The sequence below is a fragment of the Secundilactobacillus pentosiphilus genome, assembly GCF_002217985.1.
Lineage (GTDB): Bacteria > Bacillota > Bacilli > Lactobacillales > Lactobacillaceae > Secundilactobacillus > Secundilactobacillus pentosiphilus.
This window is the reverse complement of record NZ_BCMI01000024.1, coordinates 1-18,808: the sequence shown is the minus strand read 5'-3', so window position 1 is coordinate 18,808 and position 18,808 is coordinate 1. Positions and strand designations below refer to the sequence as shown.

Below are 18,808 nucleotides of genomic sequence, written 5' to 3'. Positions count from 1 at the left end.
GATTTACACAGTTTTTAAGTAAATTTGTATCAAGGGGAGATAACTGTATGTGTAATAAGGCCATAAGAAATAATCAGAAGGATCAGACTCACCATTGTCTATATAAATCCGAGTATCAATGGATGTTTTGCAGCTTAATGTTTGTCAGTGCAACAACTGCTTCACTGTTGGGAGGTACTTCAGTCCAAGCTGCTGACACAAGTCAGCCAAGCAACTGCAAGTACGTCTGAATCAAGCAAGCAAGCAACAAGTGTTCAAAATAGTTCATCTTCAGCGACGTCGTCGGCCTCAACTTCGGACAGTTCATCAGTTAATGCCCCATCTACTTCACAGCAAGGTGAACAAAATGCCAACTCGACATCAGTAACTGCACCCGCAAAAAATCAAAATACCCCTGCTGCGCCAATAACCCTTTCACCCGAACAAGTCGAGCAGGCATTTGAGACCCACGGCAACGCTAATTTTGATAGTACAAAACCGGGAACTGTAACCCTCACTGACAAGGCCGGCAACCAGCAAGGCAGTGTGACTCTCAAAAATAAGATCAGTCTTAACCAGGGCTTTGACCTGAAAGGCCAGATCAATCTGGGTGCCCTTGATCAAGTCAACCATGGTGGTGGTGACGGTATCGCATTTGGCTTCCACGATGCCAACAGTGACGCGGTCGGTGACGGCGGTGCTGGCCTTGGCCTCGGCGGTATTCCAGACGCGATTGGCTGGAAAGCAGACACCACTTTCAACTGGGACACTTCTAACGACGCCACAGCTGATCCACTACAGTTTAGCAACGGCCCGCAAAAACCGAACTCGCCTGGTTATGGCGGCGGTCAAGCCTTTGGTGCCTTCATCGAAAGCTCAAAGGCAACGGGTCTTCCGGGTGATACGCCAGGAACCGTGTCCACGACTGGCGTCACTTCTGGATCAGATAGCGCTCAAGCAATTGACACGCCCTCTCCGGGATCAACTGATAATCCCGAAGCCGACCCGATAAACTGGGTGGGTGAATTTAAACCCATTGAAATCATTTACGATCCGAATAACGATGGCAAAGGTAAAAAGACGCTCACCGTTAAGTACGATAATAAGGAATGGCAAAAAGATATTACGGCTTGGGCTGCTGACAAAACCAGCACTGCCTTCTTCATTTCTGCTGGCACCGCGGCTAACCGGAACCTGCAGCAATTCCGGCTCGACTCCTTTAGTTATTTACCAGCTGCAACGGTTGATGTTAAGTACGTTTATACAACAGATACGACACTTATAACGGATCCCACCGCGCCAGTTGATCCATCAACTGTCAAAGAGATTCCAAATTACGTTGGCAGGGTTAATTACCCTTCTGGCACGCTTGTCGGTGATCCCTACATCACTTCTCCACAGCTGATTAAGGGATATCAATACGTTCGTCTGTATGACGGTTCGCTTCCTGCAGCTGGCACGTTAAAAACTGCCGGAAATAACGGAACGGTCACGTACTTATACGTCCAAAACGGCAATCTCGGCCAAGTTGTCAACATTAAGTTCTGGGATAAAACTGAAAATAAACTGCTACAAATGCTGGCCTTTAATGGCCCAAGTGATACTAAACTCAACTATTCTGACAAAGCACAGGTAGCTACTTACGTTAAGGCAGGCTACGCCTATGATCCGCGAAATGATTCAACTTTAGGTGGCATTGTGTTTGATCATAACAATGATGCTGTCCAAACATTTAACGTCTATTTAACGCACCAAACACAATCAGCGCAAGTGGTGCAAACCGTCACCCGTACCATTAATTATGTCAAAGCAAGTGATGGCTCACAGCTTTACGAGCCATCCGTGACACATCTGACCTTCACGCGTACAGACACGACTGATTCAGTGACCCATACCACTACCCAAGGTAACTGGTCAGCCGCACAAACTTTTAAAGCGGTTACCAGCCCGACAACGATTCCTGATTACGTACCAGATACTAAGATAGAACCCAAGTTAACGGTTGGCCTCAACAGTGCTGTGCCAACGGCTAAACAGTTAAATCTGATTGTTAAATATTCGATAGTCTCTGGGGAAATCCCGGATATTAATCCGCACGTTTGGTTTAAAGCTCAGGTACCGCCTGCCGTTCATGAACCTACTGGCGAAGTCCCTGATACTAATCCACATGCTTGGTTTAAAGCTCAGGTACCGCCTGCTGTTCATGAACCCACTGGCGAGGTCCCTGATACTAATCCACATGCTTGGTTTAAAGCTCAGGTACCACCTGCCGTTCATGAACCTACTGGTGAGGTCCCTGATACTAATCCACACGTTTGGTTTAAGGCTCAGGTACCACCTGCCGTTCATGAACCCACTGGCGAAGTCCCTGATACTAATCCGCACGTTTGGTTTAAGGCACAAGTACCGCCTGCCGTTTTTCAGCCGGGTGGTCACCCACAAACGCGTTCTAATGTGCCGGGCAACGTCCCAATACAGCCAAATTCCCTGATCACTCCACCAATTGGTGATCACGATACTGGCACGCCGATTACAACGACACCTACTGAGGATCACGATACGGGTACGCCGATTACGACGATCAACCATCATCGTGTGACTGATCATCAACCTGGTCACGTTGTCACTGGTACAGATCACGACACTGGCGTCAGAAGATATGCTAGTCGTCGTTCATACCAAGTAAAGCCACTGCCATTTGGGCAAAGCAGCCGTCCAGCAGCGGTCAAACCAGCGACATACACAAGCCAGGTAAAGCCTACTTCTACCAGAAAAGCCACTACCAGTAAAGCTACTACCAGTAAAACCACGATGAAATTACCGCAAACCAGCGAACACAGCACCAGTATTTGGGCACTATTCGGCTTCAGTTTAATGAGTGCCTTGAGTTTGCTTGGTTTTAAGCAACGGAAACGCCACGAGAACAATTAATTAAAAACCGCCTTCATTAAGATCGCACTTGCACGAAAGAAGACCGTTGGACAAAACCAGCGGTCTTCTTTCATTTTCCCTATTTAATTAATACTTTGTGCACCACCATTTTCAACACAATATAATAGTAGAAAATTTCTCATTTTTCATACATTTAATGGCGTATGTAACCTCTTTTGCAAAATAAGACTCTTTTATGGAACTGTGCTTTTTCCCCTGTTATACTTCAACTCGTAATCGATTACTATTGGTTAGTCACTTGGTCAGGAATACTTTGGAGGGTTTCTCTATGAAAAAAGCAGAAATGATTGCCATCCCACAGGTTTCGAGCATGGTTGTTGTTGCCGCTGTAACGGCCATGCTTAGTTGCTGTATAACTCAAACGGCTTTTGCTCATACTGCCCCGCATATGACGCCTTTCAGTTCATATCGGTACAACGTTCCTAATGCCACGATTCAGCTTAGCGATCACAAAACCAAATCAATTTGGCACGCTGCTATCAACAAGTGGAACGGTACCCACGCTTTTACCTTTAAGATCGTCAAATCGGGCGCTCAAATTCACGCGGACAGCTTTTCTAGTCTGAGCAAAACTTACAGCACAACAACGGGTATTACCTACTCGAAAATCTGCGGCTCCCAGTTGCTATCGGCCCACGTTCGTCTCAACAACGCATCGCTTGGAAAATACAAGTATACGACCGCTCAGCGGACCAACGTTGCGGAACACGAACTTGGACACGCAATGGGTCTATTGCACAATCCTAACGCAAAAAGCGTGATGTATTACAAAAACCGGTACGTCTCCATTCAACCGGTAGACGTATCGGCCATTCAAAAGGATTATCGCTTCCTGGAATTCAGTGATACTTTTGGTTCCTCCCCCGTTCAAGAGCATACCTTTTATGATCCCGTCACACCCCAGAAAGCGACGATTCAAGCTGATTCTCTAAACGTTCTCACACATTCTACGACGCACATTGATTTTACCAAGGTCAACCCTGGCAAATGAGCGTCTGAGCCCCTATAAACAAATTTTTTAAGCGTTCAAAGCGCTTTCATTTGAAGCAATTGGTACATTGCTTCAACCACAGTATGTTTCATTCACTCTATTCAAATAAGGGTTATGATTACCGGCTTCCCCCTTCAAAAGAGCCACCACTTGACCATAACCCTAAATAGCTAAAATGAACCTCGCAATCCTTACGCCGGACTGCGAGGTTCATTTTAGCACCTGCACGATTGTTTTAAAATCATTATTACCCACTTTAATGTAAATATTAGATTAGTGGTTAATTCGGGGAAATTTTGGGTACTTGGTCTGCATTTTTTGCCGTTAAATTCAGCTTAGATCAATCATTACGCCTCATTAAATAGGCACTGCACGTCAGTCCTCGTACAGATAACCGGCCTTCCGCAGCGATGTCTGAATGGCGGCCAGCTGTTCTGGCGTATCGTAAGCAATCGTATGGGTGTGCACGCCGTCCGTCAATTCTGACAGCAGGTGGGCGTTTTGGCGCTTTACCTTCGCTACAAACAGGTTCACGTCGCCGATGTCTCGGACCTGCAAATTCGCCCTGATCTGGCCGTACAGCGGGTGATCCACCACCACGTCTTCGATCACGCCGCCCGCTTCAACGATCCGGCGCATTTCATCAGCGCTGTCGCTGGGAAAATGCCGGCACACTAAAACGGCCTCGTGAACCGCCTTTTGCTGGTATTCATAGCCGCGCATGGTCGCTACGATCGGCTCACCGCCGGCCCTTAACAGGGAAACGTCCCCCACAATCGTTTGCCGGCTCACGTTAAACCTTCGCCCTAGTGCGCTGGCACTGATGGGAACCTGACTCGTTGATAAAATTGATTGAATTTGTGACCGCCGTTCCGTACTTGTCAAGATACCGCCTGCTTTTACATAAAATTGAGATGCTCTGCTCTTAATCTTACCAAAAATCCCTGCCGATGAGAATATTAAGTCCCTCAAATTAAACCTTTTTCTCTCAGGTATGCTAAGATAAAGACAATGTTTCATGGGGTGTCAAGACACCAATTTAGACATGAAAGGATTGGACGAATAGTCATGCGTAATCTCTCTTTATTAACCGACTTATATGAATTTTCAATGGCCAATGGTTTCCATAAGGATCTGCCCGATACCCGAGCGACCTTTGACCTTTTCTTCCGGAAAGTACCGGATCAAGGCAGTTTTGTGATCACTGCCGGGCTGCAGCAAATTATCGATACACTGCCGCTTTCATTTACACCAGCAGACATCGCTTATTTCCGGAGCCTGCATCTTTGGGATGAGGATTTCTTGAACTTCCTGGCAACCTTTAAATTCGATTGCCACCTCCAGGCCATTCCTGAAGGGACTCCCGTTTTCCCGCGGGAGCCGCTGATCACAGTCGAAGGCCCGATTGCTCAAGCTCAGCTGTTAGAAACGCTGCTGCTGACCATTCTCAACCACGAATCCTTGATTGCCACCAAGGCGCGGCGCATGACGTTTGCTGCCGGCGATCGGCCAATCATGGAATTCGGTGCTCGTCGTGCGCAAGGCGCTGACAGCGCGGTTTATGGTGCACGGGCCGCAGTCATTGGCGGTGTTTCCAGCACGTCAAACATGTTAGCGGGCGAGAAGTTCTCGATCCCGGTCGCCGGCACCATGGCGCACAGCTGGATTGAAGCCTATCCGGACGAACTCACGGCCTTTCGTCAGTGGGCCAAATTCTACCCGGACAACAGCGCCCTGTTAGTGGATACCTACGATGTCTTGACCTCTGGTATTCCAAACGCCATCACCGTCTTCAAAGAACTGCGCGCAAGCGGCCACGAACCGGTGGGCATCCGTATCGATTCCGGCGACATTGCTTCACTGTCGCGTAAAGCACGCGCGATGCTGGATGACGCCGGATTCCCGAAGGCTAAAATTACCATTTCCAACGCCCTCGACGAAAACATTATTGAATCGTTACTGCATCAAGGTGCACCCATTGATAACTTTGGAATCGGTGAAAAACTGATCACCAGTGCCTCCTCCCCCGTTTTGAGCGGTGTTTATAAGTTAGCCGCCATCGAACAAGGCGGCAAGCTCATCCCGAAAATTAAAATCAGCGACAGCCGTGAAAAAGTCACGATCCCGGGTAAGAAGCAGGTCTACCGGCTTTACCGTGAAGGCACCAACAAGGCTTTTGCCGACTTGATTGCTTTAGCCGATGAACAGATTACCGACCAACACCACTTAGACGTCCTCGACAGTAACCCGCTCAGTGTCAGCAAGGTGCAGCCGCTCAACAGCTTTGACGCCAAGCCGTTGTTAGCACCGGTTGATCTGGATCAAAAGGCGGTGAGTCCGTTAGACATTCAAGCCTTCAGCAAGCAACGCATCGCTGAATTACCTGACGAAACCAAACGGCTGACTAAGCCGGACAGTTACCACGTTTACATGACACCGCAGTTGGCTAAACTGCAGGATGATTTGATCAAGGGGAAATAAAAAATACAGATAATCAAAGGGCCTTAAATCAGCAATATTACTGATCTAAGGCCCTTTTTATTATTGATCTACCAACCGTAGTGAAAAGTCCACGGCACACTATTTAAATTATTTGAATTATAAGTATAACTTAGTTCATGACCAGCAAGCGTGACAAAATTAATTGTTACTCGATGATGCTTACGCGTATTATAAACACTCACATCTTGACTTGCAAACGGCACTCGTTTATATCGAGGGTGCGTCAATTTTGCACCGCCATCAATCTTCAACGTATGTTTAGTGATATGCATACCGTGTGTCTCATTCCGGGTATGCCAATAGCCTCTGACATATGATGGAAAGGCATGAATCGTCCTAGAATGAGCTGAAGCTGTACTCGAGCTAGCACCAAGACCTAAAACAACAAACAAGAAACTCAAAGCCAAACTAAACAGAATCCGACGAACTTTCACAATGTAACCCCCTACTTATAATACTTAAAAGTGTACCACTAATGCCTGTTTTACGGGGGTTAATGCTGACTGTTTTTTGAATAAACAAATAAAGCAGTTAATTATCACTCGTAAATGAGCAACAATTAACTGCAAAGAAAGACACTTTATTTCAGAAATTAGGTAACCACTTAAATCGTATTCTCCCCTGGCTCCCACTCATTTTGGGGTGTAAATGGCTGGGCCTTAGGCTTCGAAATAAAGCTGAAATACGCCATCTCTGATGCCCAGTCGGCCGGGTCACCAAATTCAAGCATCCTTAAGTTCTGGTTATCGTAGGTAAAGGCGTACAGCTGTTTCTTTTGAATATCGTAGCCGGCCGTATACTGTGTCCAGGCCACCAGCGTTTCACCTTCGCCGTGAATCCGCAGCGATCCCTTTGGCGTATTGACCGCTGACAGCAGTTGGAAGATTTGATTCAGCGTTTCCTCATCGTCGACTTCAACGGACATCAACTTATTTACGGCCGCCCTCAAAAAGCGCGATTCCGGTTTGTAATCGGCTGGCAAGCCCACTAAACCGCTGGTGGATTCATCCAGACCAATTTGTTCAATGGGTTCACCGTCATCAAAGGTGTAGCTGCGGTTGGTGATCCGTTCCAGCCAAGTTTTAAGGTTGTTCAAGTGCCAATCAAAGGTCGGCGCGTTCGTCATAACCCCTAACGGATTGTCAAAGATTCGAAAGCCGTTGGGTTTGGAAGGTTCCACCACGATGGAACGGCCTTCTTGATCGATGAAGACGCAGTGCTGCGGCACCGACATGCCCATCATATAGCCGACTTCATTGGTGATGCCGATATCATTTCCCAGGTTGTTTTTGATATCATCTAAGCTCTTATAATGCGTCAGGATCCAGGTACACAGCTCTTCGCCGCGAACGGCCACCTTGCCGGAGGCTTCAATCGTTTCGGTGTCCACGTAGCGGTAAAAGTGGTCGAAGTAAAAGGATCCGCCGCAGATGCCGTAATCGTTGATGCCGTCCAGTAATACCGGTGCCTGATGAATGTCTTTGGCCCAGACGATGCCCATCACGTTGAGCTGGGATTCAAACGGGGTAGCGGCAGCCCGCCAGAGATAGCCCTTTGGCACCTTCACGCCGGCATATTCAAAGTGCTGTTCGAAATCCTGGGTGCGGCCCCAGTATGGCCGTTGCTGTTTACTGATCAGTTCAATTCCCGTACAAGCCATTATAAAACTCCTTTCAGGCTAAGGTTATCAGTGTGTCTCCAGTTCATCCACCGTGACCTTTTTCTTGGCCGACGGAATCATCGCAATACCCGCACCAATCAGGGCCACTAAAGCACCCAGAACCGTGAGCAGGTAGACTTGAGCACCTAATTGCGGAATCAGCCAGTCAATCAGCACGGAGCCGATCAACTGCCCCGCCGTGGAGGCCAGTCCCAATAGCAAGAGCCCCAAACCACGAACCAGTAACGCCATCAGAGCGATTGAAAGCAACCCCAGCGGGCCGCCCAGATACATCCACCAAGCGGATGGCAAATGGAATTGAACGGCGCCCATCATGACCCGGACTAACAGTGCTAAACCAAGGATCGAAAAACCGACAATGAAGTTCCAGGTAATCGAGACCAGCATTGAACCCGTTTCGTTGGCAACTGCTGAGTTACCGGCAGGTTGCCAGCCGGCTAACAAACCAGCTAAGAACGGTAAAATCGCTAAAGCCACGACCTTAGGTGCCTGCCAGCTCGGCAAAACCACCAGCACGGTTGCGACAACGGCGAGGATCGCCCCTAAGATCCGGGCAAAGTTGAACGGCTGTTTAACCGGAACCCCGATCCCGAAGCGGTCACAGAGCAGACCCGAAATGACCATCCCTGAAATCAAAGTCGTTTGGAAGGTCGCCACCCCAAGGACTGAAGCGGAAGCCCCTTCTGAGAAGACCACCATCGCCCCGCAGCAACCAGCGATCCAGTTCCACCACGGCAGGTGTCTGGCAGCCATCTTGGAGGGAATGGAAGCGAACTGCTGCCGGGTAGATTTTCTAGCTAAAATAATAATGGCCATAACCACTAGACCTGATCCGAAGGAGACTACCGCAGAAGCATTCCCATCGCCTAATTCCTTACCAACTTGCCCGTTGACCGCGGACTGCATGGGGGATAACATCCCCGCTAGAATGGTGGCTAAAGCCAGTAGCGGCACAACCACCTTTTTTTCAACAGAGCCTGATCCATTAACGTTTTTTTGAGCATCCATGTTGCGAAACCCCTTTCATTTTCAAACAGCGTCATTTGCCGTGTCTCACACTACTGCAGATCACCTGATAGCCAGTGAATACACCTGGAGAAGAATTGGCCGTAATGCGTCCAGCTCATGAAATCCTGTGATGCCCAGTGCGGTGCAATATCGGTCGTGTAAGCTAAAGTCCGGCCCTGACCCACTTTGCGGGTGATCAAAAACGGGTGGCCGTCAATGGTCATCAGCACGTCACTGTCGTTCTTAGGTGTCACCACTTGATAACCCAGGACTTTAGGAAACTGTCCCAAATTTTCGGAGATGCCGTTAGCAACTGCTTCTTTCGGAACCGCGCCTGCCGGGGTTTCAATCCGGTCATCAAAGGGACTGACATCCACGGGTAAAATTTCTTCCAGCGCGGTATTGTGATAATGGGCCTTGCCCTCAAAGCCGCCAAATGACAGGTAGCCGCCCGCCATCATCAGCGCGCCGCCGTTATTGACCCACTCCTTTAACAGCTGCAGCCTGTCGGTCGTCGGGTTACCGCCCGCAAAGACGCGATCCGAAAGGTTAAATGAATTCGCCCCGATATCGGAGAGGATCACCACGTCATACTGGTTGAGTTCGCTCAACGTCCACGGAAACTTCTCCGGCACGTCATGAGCGAACAAGTGCTCCACGGAATGTCCCAATCCGCGTAACGCCTTTAACAGATCCTCACAACCACTCTCTAACTTGGTACTGGTAAAGGAATCATATCCCTTGTACTCCGTTGTACTTGAAATCCACGACTCGCCTGCCAACAATATTTTTGCCATTCTCACAACCCCTTCAGTACGTTGTCGTTACTTATGGAAAATATCAATAAAAGCTCTACAAATCAACTGCTTAACCGGTTAAGCAAAAAGGCCAAAAACAAAGCGCTAGGATCTGCGCTCTCTTTTTGGCTTAAATATAAATACTATCCGGGAAAATGTCAACGGTTATGTATCCATAAATTTTTCTATTGAATTTTACACACAAAAAAGTAATGAACACATTTCATCATTGTGACAATGTGCACGAATCACACCAGCGATCATCGTGCCTACTCGCTAGTCGTTACCGGCGCAAAGACCGAAGCGCGCTTGATCAGCTCCGGTTTGATCAGTGCGTGCTTGTTGACTGGGTGATCACTGCCGATCCTCTCAAGCAAAATCGCCAGTGCCTTTTCAATCATGGCTTTCGGCCGCTGATCAACCGAGGTCAACGGCACTTCCAAAATTTCCGAATACGGATCATTATCAAAGCCAATCATCGCGTACTGATGCAAAACGTCAATGTGGTGCATTTTGGCCCACTTGATGATGCCAAATAACATTAAGTCGTTGGAGCTCAAGATCGCGGTAATATCCTTTCGCTGGGTAATCGTGCTAGCCAGTTCATAGCCACTCCCCACGGAATAATCCCCCATGAACAAGTTTTGCGGTTTGACCGCCAAGTGATGATCCCTCAACGCCTGCTGGTAGCCCGTCAACCGTTCCGCGGCGTTGACGAAGCCGGTCTGTCCCTGAATAAAGGCAATTTCTTGATGGCCCTTATTGATCAGTTCCTGCGTAGCGATGTAAGCCCCGTTTACGTTGTCGAAGTTCACGTAACTGACATCCAGATCATTCGGGTAGGCATTCAGTAAAATGAACGGTTTGTCTAAGTTAGCAATCAGCTGTTTGCGCTGCGCTTGATCCACCCGGAAAAACTCGTTTGAAGGCACCAGGATGATGCCGTCAACTCCGCGAGACACCATGCTTTCAATCGCTTTTTTCTCATTTTGAAACGAATTATTACTGTCCACGAAGATCGTCGAATAACCGTCTTTTTCCAGTGACAGATCAATTTCCTTGGTCAGCAGTGAAAAAAACGGGTTCGTAATGTCCGGTACGATCAGCGCGATGTTGAGGCTTTGCTGCTTACTCAGTGAAATGGCGGCAAAGTTAGGCTGGTAATTCAGTTTTCTCGCCAGCCGTTCGATTTCTTCACGCTTATGTTTAGAAATCCGGGAGTTGGGCTTATTATTCAGCACCATCGAAACGGTAGCCACCGAAACACTCGCTTCACGGGCAATATCCTTCATCGTTGCCATCTGATCACCTTCTTTTTTATCGAAATTCATTGTTAAAGCTAATGATATTATACTATGTCGCTTTTGGAAAATTTAACGCTTACATTTTCTTATTTGTAATGAAATTAAATTATATTTAAAGCGCGACTTCATCACCAGAGACTGTGATTTTGAAAGCCGTTTGCACCAATCGCATTTAGTTGAAATAACAGCTTATCAAAGTTGCTTTCACAAAAAAGGCACTTGTTCTGAGTCAAGTGCCTTCCCTAACCTTAATTGATCAGCATTTTTACGTTAAAATTCCACTTTGAGTTACCAAGTCTTCCCATTTGGACATTAATCCTTCACCACATCCGTCCACTCAAAGGGTTCCGAGTACTGCTGCAGTTCGGCTAACGATAGCCGCAAGGCGGCATTCGGCAGCCCCGCCGCCGGATACAGGTCAGCTTCATCTTTGACACTTTCGTCGAGGTAGACGCGCACGCCTGGCTGCAACGCAAATGGGCACACGCCGCCAGCCGGATGGCCGATGAGTTCGGGTAAATCCGGCGCCTGGACCATCTTGGCCTTCTGGTGGAACGCCGCCTTGAACTTCTGGTTTGAAATCCGTGCCGTACCTTTGACCACGATGACGATGGGACCTTCTTTCAAGTTGAACGCCATGGTTTTACCGATTTGTTCTGGCTTGACCCCTAGCTGTTCCGCGGCGTCCTGCACCGATGCCGTAGACTCGTGGAAAACCTGGATCCGATCAGCAATCCCAGCTTTTTCAAAATTCGCTTTTACTGCTTCAAATGACATTGTAAGCACTTCCTTTGTTGATGAATACGTTCAGTATGCCACAATAATGGGTCGCAGAGAAGCTGAAATTTTAAAGGAACTAAAAAGGTGAAGCCCCCGTTCGGCTTCACCCCTCATTAACGCTGTTTACTTATAAAAATTAAATGGCATATAGTTTGAACGCTTATAGCTGGAACCATTAAGGCTCGTTAGGTAATTAAGAATCTTGATGTGGTTGCCAGTCTTACGTACCTTGTAGTAAAGCAGCTCTTTGCCGCTAGTATATGCCGTTTCATGACCTCGCAGGTAGTAGTAACTGCTGCCCTTGGCGTGGTGGTACATCACCTTGTTGGCAGTTTGCGGATCACCCAGACGTGCGCTCAGTTTAAAGGTACTGGACGTGATCTTGAACTTGTAATTCAAGTCGCCGCCCTTTTCCTTCCAAGTCCCCCGAATAGCTGATGGTACGTTCTTGTGCCAAGTAGCTGCTTGCGCCGTCTCCGTGGTGCTGAATAATACCGATGCCCCCATCGATAAAGTCGCCGCGATGGCGATTAGTCCCGTCTTTTTCATTAATGTATAATCCTCCTAATTAGTATGTTAGAAGTATATCATAAGTGCTGTCACTTTTTAATCAAGAATTTAAACCGTTCGTTTAAAAAACATTTATTCCGGCAGAAACAAATCGTCAAAAAACGCCACGATAGTCAAACTACCCTGGCGTCCTTCATTTAATATTAGTACCAATTTCTAAACTTGGAAACTTTTTTGAACGCGTATCCGCGCTTCAAGTGCTGCTTAGTTGGCTGGTCATACATGGTCTTGTTACCCGATTTATAGAACTTGTAGGTCACGTGGCCGCCGAGCACCATTCCATTGGGCTTGACGTAACTTTTAACGTAGTAAATATGGCCAATTTTACGCCACGATAAATGGCTGGCATACTCAGTTGACATGTTGGATATACCACGCATGATATGGCTCTTAGAAATCCGGTACTGCGGTGCAAAGCCCGCCGCGGGATCCTTTTTACGTGGCACTGTAGATAACCAGTTTCCTCGAATGGCGGTCGGTGCCCCCTTATGCCAAGTTGCGGCGTGTGCTTGAGTAGGCGTTACTGTGGATAGGCCGGTTGCTAGCCCCAAAGTTAAAAGTAATACGTTAAATGTTTTCATCGAAAATTCCCCTAAGTGATTTGATTTTTTGGTACATCTCTATTTGCGATTATCAATCATTTATAATATGAATTAGTGAGTCCACCATTTATCGCATAAAATTTACCATGGTTTTTAAACGAGACTGCCCCACCGTAAATATGAACGGTTACTTTGGTACCTGACAATTTAAAGCGATCGTATTCTGTAGTCCAATATTTGCGGCCATCTTCACCATGGTAAGTTGATTTCACATAATAGTACTTACTTCCACGTTTATGATGATAGTACGCATTTTTGCTTGTTGACCAACTCTTATCACTCGTATCCCTGTAATTAAACGAGCTCTTGGTTAATTTTAACTGCCGAAAGCCAAGCGACCCCTGTTTGATTTTTCCCTTCCAGGTCCCTTGAAGTACTTTAGGGATTCCTTTGTGCCATTTTGTAGCTGCACTTGCAGTATTATTACTCAAAGCTGGAGCTGAGAAGGATAACCCCAATGACAAGGTAGTCAGAAGCACTACCTTTCCGATTTGTTTCATGCCAAATACCTCCAAAGTTTTTAATTCTTTATTAGTATAGGCTGACTGATACATAAGTGAAAGTATTTTTTAGGCTAGTGCTGATTTTAACTAACTTACTCAAACAAAAGAAACGATGCAAAACTTATTTTTAAAAGTAGTTTTTAATTCTAATGCTTTCAGGTATACTTAAAGTTCATCTTAAGACCACGAGGAGTAGAGGAATTGAATTTATAAAGTGGCGTCAGTTGAGAAAACTCGGTATTTTAATGCCGAGATGAATCAGCGCCTTGGACGACCACCACTGTATTAATCTAACTGTGAATCAATATATTGACTGACAACTTGTTTGGAAACATTACCAAGCGTACTCATAAAGAAACTGGGAGACCAGAGATGGCCCTGCCAAAGTAATGATTTAGTTTCGGAAAATTGAATGAACCACTGTTTAACTGGCCCACCTTTGAAGGCTTTCACAATTGAAGAAGGCTCAAGCTTAGGCGGAAAACTAATCACCATGTGAATATGATCCGGCAACACCTCCATATTGGCTATTTCAACCGAGTGACGTTCGGCAATCTTTCATGGCAATGATCCGTTTCTCAGTGGTAAAAATCGGCTGACGATAAATAGTTATCTATACTAAATAAAAATTAAAATCAGACACATTTGGCCATTCGTACATAATCATACAATTTCCTCCTAATGCCTCTATTTCGGGATTTTAGCCATTCATACCAGAACCTATGATAAAATATTAAGGTATAAGGAGGGGAGAACAAATGACCTACCAAGGGATTAAATTACGGCTGTATCCTAATCAGGATCAGCAACTGAAAATTAAACTTAATTTTGGCTATAATCGGTTTGTGTGGAATCAGATGTTGAATATGCTGATCACGCGTCACCAAAATAATCCCAAAGCCAAGTTTTTGAGTGTCTTTGATTTGAATAACTTATTGCCCGCATTAAAGACTGAATATCCCTGGTTAAAGATGGCTGAAAGTACTAGCTTGCAAGTCACTAATCATGATTTAGTTGAAGCTTTTAAGCAGTTCTTCAAAAAGCAGCATGGCTTTCCGAAGTTTAAGTCGCGTAAGTATCCCAAACAGAGTTATCAGTGCAAAGCAGTCAATCAGAATATTAAAGTCGTTGACCGTCACCACATTCAATTACCGAAGCTAGGGAATGTATCTTGTCGATCGGGTAGGCTCCCGGTCGGAAAAATCAAAAGAGTGACGATCCGATTGTCAGCTACAGGCAAATTCTACGCCAACGTGCTGGTGGATACCGACATTGAAGAATTACCCAAAACTTCCCAAGCTGTTGGCATCGATATGGGCGTTGCCGACTTAATGATCACTTCCGATAGCATCAAATATCCCACAATCCGGTTTGATAAACGACTCAGTAAAAAGAAGCATTACTGGGAGAAACGTCTGGCTCGTCGGAGACGCCAAGCCGAAAAGGAAATCGCCTGGGACAAACATAATAAGGTACCGGAACCCCGAGAACTAAACGATTTTAAAAATTACTTGAAAGCTAAACACATGGTCGCTAAATACAGCGAAAAGATTGCCAATCAACGGGATAACTATCTGCACAACATCACCAAAGAACTGGTTGAACAGTATGATGTGATTAAAATTGAAGATTTGAAAACCAAGAACCTTCTAAAAAATCACCAACTCGCCCGAGCAATCGCCAACCAATCCTGGCGAAAGCTTCGTATAATACTGGAATATAAGTGTACCTGGTATGGGAAGCAGCTGGTCACTGTTAATCCACGAAAAACATCCCAACTCTGTGCAACTTGTGGCTATGATGATGGTAAACACACCTTGGATATCCGCCAGTGGACCTGTCCTAACTGTGGCAGTAATCATGATCGCGATATCAATGCCGCCACCAATATTCTAAAAGCAACAGCGTAGCCAAACGACCAACTGGGCTGGAACAGCCCTTAGTCAATAGCCGTAACCTCTGTGCATCATTCCGTGAATGTTGTGTAAGTCAGCGGTGTTCCTAGAAGCTCGTTACTTTAGTGACGAGTAGTTCACAAAACACACGTTAAGTAGTCAGTATTAGAAATATGTATGCTAAACTTATCATTGTAAGAATAAAATAATACTATCACCGGGTAGCAGTACTGTGTGACATTCCGTTAGGTCTTTGAAGGGATGCCGTTCAGTACTGCTTTTTGGTTAAAGGAGAGTTTTTAAATGGCATGGTTTTACTTATTTATTGCAGGTCTTTTTGAAGTGGTTTGGGCGACTTTCATGAAACTCAGTGAGGGGTTCTCCCACTTGGGTTATTCAATCGCCACCTTCGCGGGCATGCTATTTAGTTTCTTATTCCTGGCGCGGGCTACTCGTCAGCTACCGATTAGCCTCGCCTACCCCGTTTGGACCGGCATTGGCGCACTGGGCACTGTGATCATCGGCGTGATCCTTTTCGGCGACCGCTTGAGCCCGCTGACTTGGTTTTTCGTTGCCTTATTGCTGATTGGGATTATTGGTATCAAATTAACGGCGAAGTAATTTTTCAGCTAGGTGGTAGGTGGCTCCCTTATCCCAAAGTCGTTGCTGAATCGGTACTACAGACCAATCATTACACTATTTTCCGCGAAAAATATATAATTAATTGTATGGAAAAAGAGTGAAACACTTTGATACTTAAGTAAAGAAGGAAATTAAATTACCGAACAATTATCATTATTAAACGGCGCGGCTGACTCAAATCATCGTGAGCAAACCCACCATCAATCGCTAAAAGACGTTCAGCCACTGGCTTACCGCATGCGTCCCCGTAAGATTGAAGAAGTGATCGGTCAAACTGATTTAATCGGTGACGGCAAGCCGATCTCAATGATGGTGGCCGCGAATACGTTGAGTTCGATGCTGCTATACGGTCCGCCTGGCATTGGCAAAACGTCCATTGCGCAAGCTTTAGCCGGCAGCACTAACCGGCGTTTCATCTACTTTAACGCCGCTAACGGCACGAAAGCCGACCTGCAAAACGCCTTAGCGGTTGCCAACACCGAACCCATCGTGTTGTTTGTGGATGAAATTCACCGGTTGGACCACCCGAAAGTCGACCTTCTATTAGCTTCAGTGGAAGACGGCTCCGTCACCCTGATCGGCGCCACCACCGAAAACCCGTTCATTAACCTGCCCCCGGCTTTACGTAGCCGGATGGTCATTTACGAGTTAAAGCCGCTCACAAAAGATGAAATTCTAACTGGCTTGAAACACGCTTTAACTGACACCGATCGTGGCCTGGGTCATTATGAAACCGCAAAAAAGATCGCCGATGACAAGCTGGATTATTTAGCAGACCGCACTAATGGTGACCTGCGCTTAGCTTTATCCTCACTGGAGATTCTAGTGAAGTCCGGCGCTCCCTTTGACGAAGAACACATCGACGCCACGCTGGGTGCCGGCGCGTCGAAGATCGATAACGGCGAAGATGGCCACTACGATACCATCGCCTGGTACTGCGAAGCCATCAAAAGTTCTGACGTGAACGCTGCTCTCCTGGCACTGGGAGTGCTGCTGAACGGCAACGACATGGAATCCGCCATCCGCCGCATCGAAGTCGGTTTGTTTGAAGACATCGGCGTGGCGAACATGAAGCTATGGACGCCCGTCATCGATGCCCTGCAAGTCGCTAGAGACGTGGGCCTGCCGAAAGCGCAGTCCGTCTTGTCCGCTGTGACCGTGGCGATGTGCCTATCGCCCAAGGCAAACGCCTCGACAAAGGCCATCGAATTCGCCCGCAAAGACGCGGCCAAGGATGACTGGCGGCAACCGGACATGACCCGGGACATGCACTATAAGGGTGCGCTGAGTTTGGGACACGGTGTGGGCTTTGTCTCCGCCCACCAGTTCCCGGAGCATTTCTGGGGTCAGGGTTTGATGCCTAAAGGGATGGAAAACAAGACCTATTACCGGCCGGACACCAAGGCCGAAGCCAAGTTTCGTCAGATCAACGATGGTTTGCGTGCCAAAATGTACCCAAACGCGCCGAAGACGAAACCGTTGCCGGCGGATGAACGGGGCTGTGAACCGAAGAAGTCATGATTTGATACCATTGGATAAAATTAATCCCGGTTAATTAGCAGCTCACTGCTAGTTGACCGGGATTTTTTATTTATAATCATGATTTTGCTGATTGATGTCATCACAAATGACGTCATGATCAATCTTGAATCTACATCTTTTTGGGCCCAAAGTTTTCCAAATTTAACTTTCGTTCACTTAATTTGTGAGCATTTATATGGTGCAGAACAGCTCGCTAGTGTACGATGTCATTTACTTATTAATTAGCTAATCTCCCGTTACGATGACGGTTAAAGACATCTCATTTCTTTGGAGGTGCTCTTTTTGTTTTCCTATTTAAAATTTATTCAACCCTCATTTTGATTAGCAATTGCAGAAAAATCGGCGATACAACAGACTTTATAGTTTCAAAATCCCTCATAGTTTCCAATTATGATAATAGTAAAGTTATTATATGTATTAGAAAATTAAGATAACTCAAAATTAATTAAAAAAGTAATTACCTTCAGAAGCTGCACTTACCACACGTGAGAAACTTTATCAATAAGTATTTTGTTTATTTTTACACAAAGAGTTCCGTACTTTTGTAAAATTCCCAAAAAGTCAGGAATATTCATTAAAATACAAGCTTCCTTTAAATATCAATATCAGTAAACTTAGAAAGTGGGGTAAGTCTTTGGTCTTTTTGGTAGACATTTTTTATATGGGGACTCATTTTAAGGGGTATTTTTTACACGGGAACTAATCGGAACTGGGGGAATATTAATGGATTTTACGCTCTTTTTTGAAAAAAACGATCAAATTAGTTATGCCGTTTTGCAGTCATTTGCGCTGAGCGGCCAACATATCGTCACTCAAGAGCACATTCTTGAAAAATTAGATATTTCCGAATACAAACTGACACAAGTGATTTTAAAACTTAACAGTGACTTAAAAAAAGTCACTTCACCGGATAACACTGCGGCCATTACTGCTTTGGAAAATCATAACTATCAAGGACATAACATCACAACCACTTTAATTCACCAAATTCGTTTAATGTACTTAAAGTGACGTGTACCCAAAAAGTTGGAACTAAATAGTTTTATTCTTCTAGGCAACT

General features: G+C 46.1%; 17 protein-coding genes and 1 pseudogene. 7 read left to right on the top strand and 11 right to left on the bottom strand.

Going from position 1 to position 18,808, the window contains the following annotated elements; genetic code table 11:
* The first annotated feature begins 147 nt into the window (after positions 1 to 147).
* Positions 148 to 2,910 carry a lectin-like domain-containing protein gene (locus CES81_RS10330; protein ID WP_225356384.1) on the top strand — a complete coding sequence of 921 codons (2,763 nt, stop codon included), beginning with the start codon at positions 148 to 150 and terminating at the stop codon, positions 2,908 to 2,910.
* Between the two features lie 289 nt (positions 2,911 to 3,199).
* A complete protein-coding gene (locus tag CES81_RS10325; protein ID WP_180949786.1) occupies positions 3,200 to 3,922 on the top strand; it encodes a matrixin family metalloprotease in 723 nt (240 codons plus the stop codon).
* 375 nt (positions 3,923 to 4,297) lie between these two features.
* Here CES81_RS10325 and CES81_RS10320 read toward each other — a convergent pair whose 3' ends face one another.
* Positions 4,298 to 4,807, bottom strand: coding sequence for a transcription repressor NadR (locus CES81_RS10320; RefSeq protein WP_089121686.1), 510 nt, complete (start codon positions 4,805 to 4,807; stop codon positions 4,298 to 4,300).
* A gap of 183 nt (positions 4,808 to 4,990) precedes the next feature.
* Here CES81_RS10320 and CES81_RS10315 point away from each other — a divergent pair, with 183 nt between their 5' ends.
* Positions 4,991 to 6,403: a nicotinate phosphoribosyltransferase gene (locus tag CES81_RS10315; protein WP_089121685.1), complete on the top strand. Its 1,413-nt coding sequence runs from the start codon at positions 4,991 to 4,993 to the stop codon at positions 6,401 to 6,403.
* 68 nt (positions 6,404 to 6,471) lie between these two features.
* Here CES81_RS10315 and CES81_RS13390 read toward each other — a convergent pair whose 3' ends face one another.
* From CES81_RS13390 to tnpA, 10 genes and pseudogenes are all read right to left on the bottom strand, one after another.
* Positions 6,472 to 6,858, bottom strand: a complete 387-nt coding sequence (locus CES81_RS13390) for a hypothetical protein (protein ID WP_145993340.1) — start codon at positions 6,856 to 6,858, stop codon at positions 6,472 to 6,474.
* A gap of 170 nt (positions 6,859 to 7,028) precedes the next feature.
* On the bottom strand, positions 7,029 to 8,084 hold the full coding sequence (locus CES81_RS10305) for a linear amide C-N hydrolase (RefSeq protein WP_089121683.1): 1,056 nt from the start codon (positions 8,082 to 8,084) through the stop codon (positions 7,029 to 7,031).
* A gap of 27 nt (positions 8,085 to 8,111) precedes the next feature.
* The gene (locus CES81_RS10300) at positions 8,112 to 9,113 is read right to left on the bottom strand and encodes a DMT family transporter (protein WP_089121682.1); all 1,002 of its coding nucleotides are present in this window, start codon (positions 9,111 to 9,113) and stop codon (positions 8,112 to 8,114) included.
* Positions 9,114 to 9,163: 50 nt separating this feature from the next.
* Complete coding sequence (locus CES81_RS10295) at positions 9,164 to 9,910, bottom strand: glutamine amidotransferase (RefSeq protein ID WP_089121681.1); 747 nt, start codon at positions 9,908 to 9,910, stop codon at positions 9,164 to 9,166.
* A 269-nt stretch (positions 9,911 to 10,179) separates the two neighbouring features.
* A complete protein-coding gene (locus CES81_RS10290; RefSeq protein WP_089121680.1) occupies positions 10,180 to 11,211 on the bottom strand; it encodes a LacI family DNA-binding transcriptional regulator in 1,032 nt (343 codons plus the stop codon).
* A 315-nt stretch (positions 11,212 to 11,526) separates the two neighbouring features.
* Entirely contained in the window at positions 11,527 to 11,991 is a 465-nt protein-coding gene (locus CES81_RS10285) for a YbaK/EbsC family protein (RefSeq protein WP_089121679.1), read from the bottom strand.
* Positions 11,992 to 12,117: 126 nt separating this feature from the next.
* Positions 12,118 to 12,543 (bottom strand): hypothetical protein, encoded by a 426-nt coding sequence (locus CES81_RS10280; RefSeq protein WP_089121678.1) that lies wholly within the window; start codon positions 12,541 to 12,543, stop codon positions 12,118 to 12,120.
* A 164-nt stretch (positions 12,544 to 12,707) separates the two neighbouring features.
* Complete coding sequence (locus tag CES81_RS10275) at positions 12,708 to 13,145, bottom strand: hypothetical protein (RefSeq protein ID WP_089121677.1); 438 nt, start codon at positions 13,143 to 13,145, stop codon at positions 12,708 to 12,710.
* 56 nt (positions 13,146 to 13,201) lie between these two features.
* Positions 13,202 to 13,666 (bottom strand): hypothetical protein, encoded by a 465-nt coding sequence (locus tag CES81_RS10270; protein WP_089121676.1) that lies wholly within the window; start codon positions 13,664 to 13,666, stop codon positions 13,202 to 13,204.
* 288 nt (positions 13,667 to 13,954) lie between these two features.
* Positions 13,955 to 14,282: pseudogene (gene tnpA, locus CES81_RS10265) on the bottom strand (IS200/IS605 family transposase).
* 145 nt (positions 14,283 to 14,427) lie between these two features.
* Here tnpA and CES81_RS10260 point away from each other — a divergent pair.
* From CES81_RS10260 to CES81_RS10245, 4 genes are all read left to right on the top strand, one after another.
* The gene (locus tag CES81_RS10260; RefSeq protein ID WP_089121675.1) at positions 14,428 to 15,579 is read left to right on the top strand and encodes an RNA-guided endonuclease TnpB family protein; all 1,152 of its coding nucleotides are present in this window, start codon (positions 14,428 to 14,430) and stop codon (positions 15,577 to 15,579) included.
* A 288-nt stretch (positions 15,580 to 15,867) separates the two neighbouring features.
* Positions 15,868 to 16,185, top strand: a complete 318-nt coding sequence (locus CES81_RS10255) for a DMT family transporter (protein ID WP_089121674.1) — start codon at positions 15,868 to 15,870, stop codon at positions 16,183 to 16,185.
* A 258-nt stretch (positions 16,186 to 16,443) separates the two neighbouring features.
* Positions 16,444 to 17,727: an AAA family ATPase gene (locus CES81_RS10250; protein WP_089121673.1), complete on the top strand. Its 1,284-nt coding sequence runs from the start codon at positions 16,444 to 16,446 to the stop codon at positions 17,725 to 17,727.
* Positions 17,728 to 18,471: 744 nt separating this feature from the next.
* A complete protein-coding gene (locus tag CES81_RS10245) occupies positions 18,472 to 18,759 on the top strand; it encodes a hypothetical protein (protein WP_089121672.1) in 288 nt (95 codons plus the stop codon).
* The last annotated feature ends 49 nt before the right edge of the window (positions 18,760 to 18,808 follow it).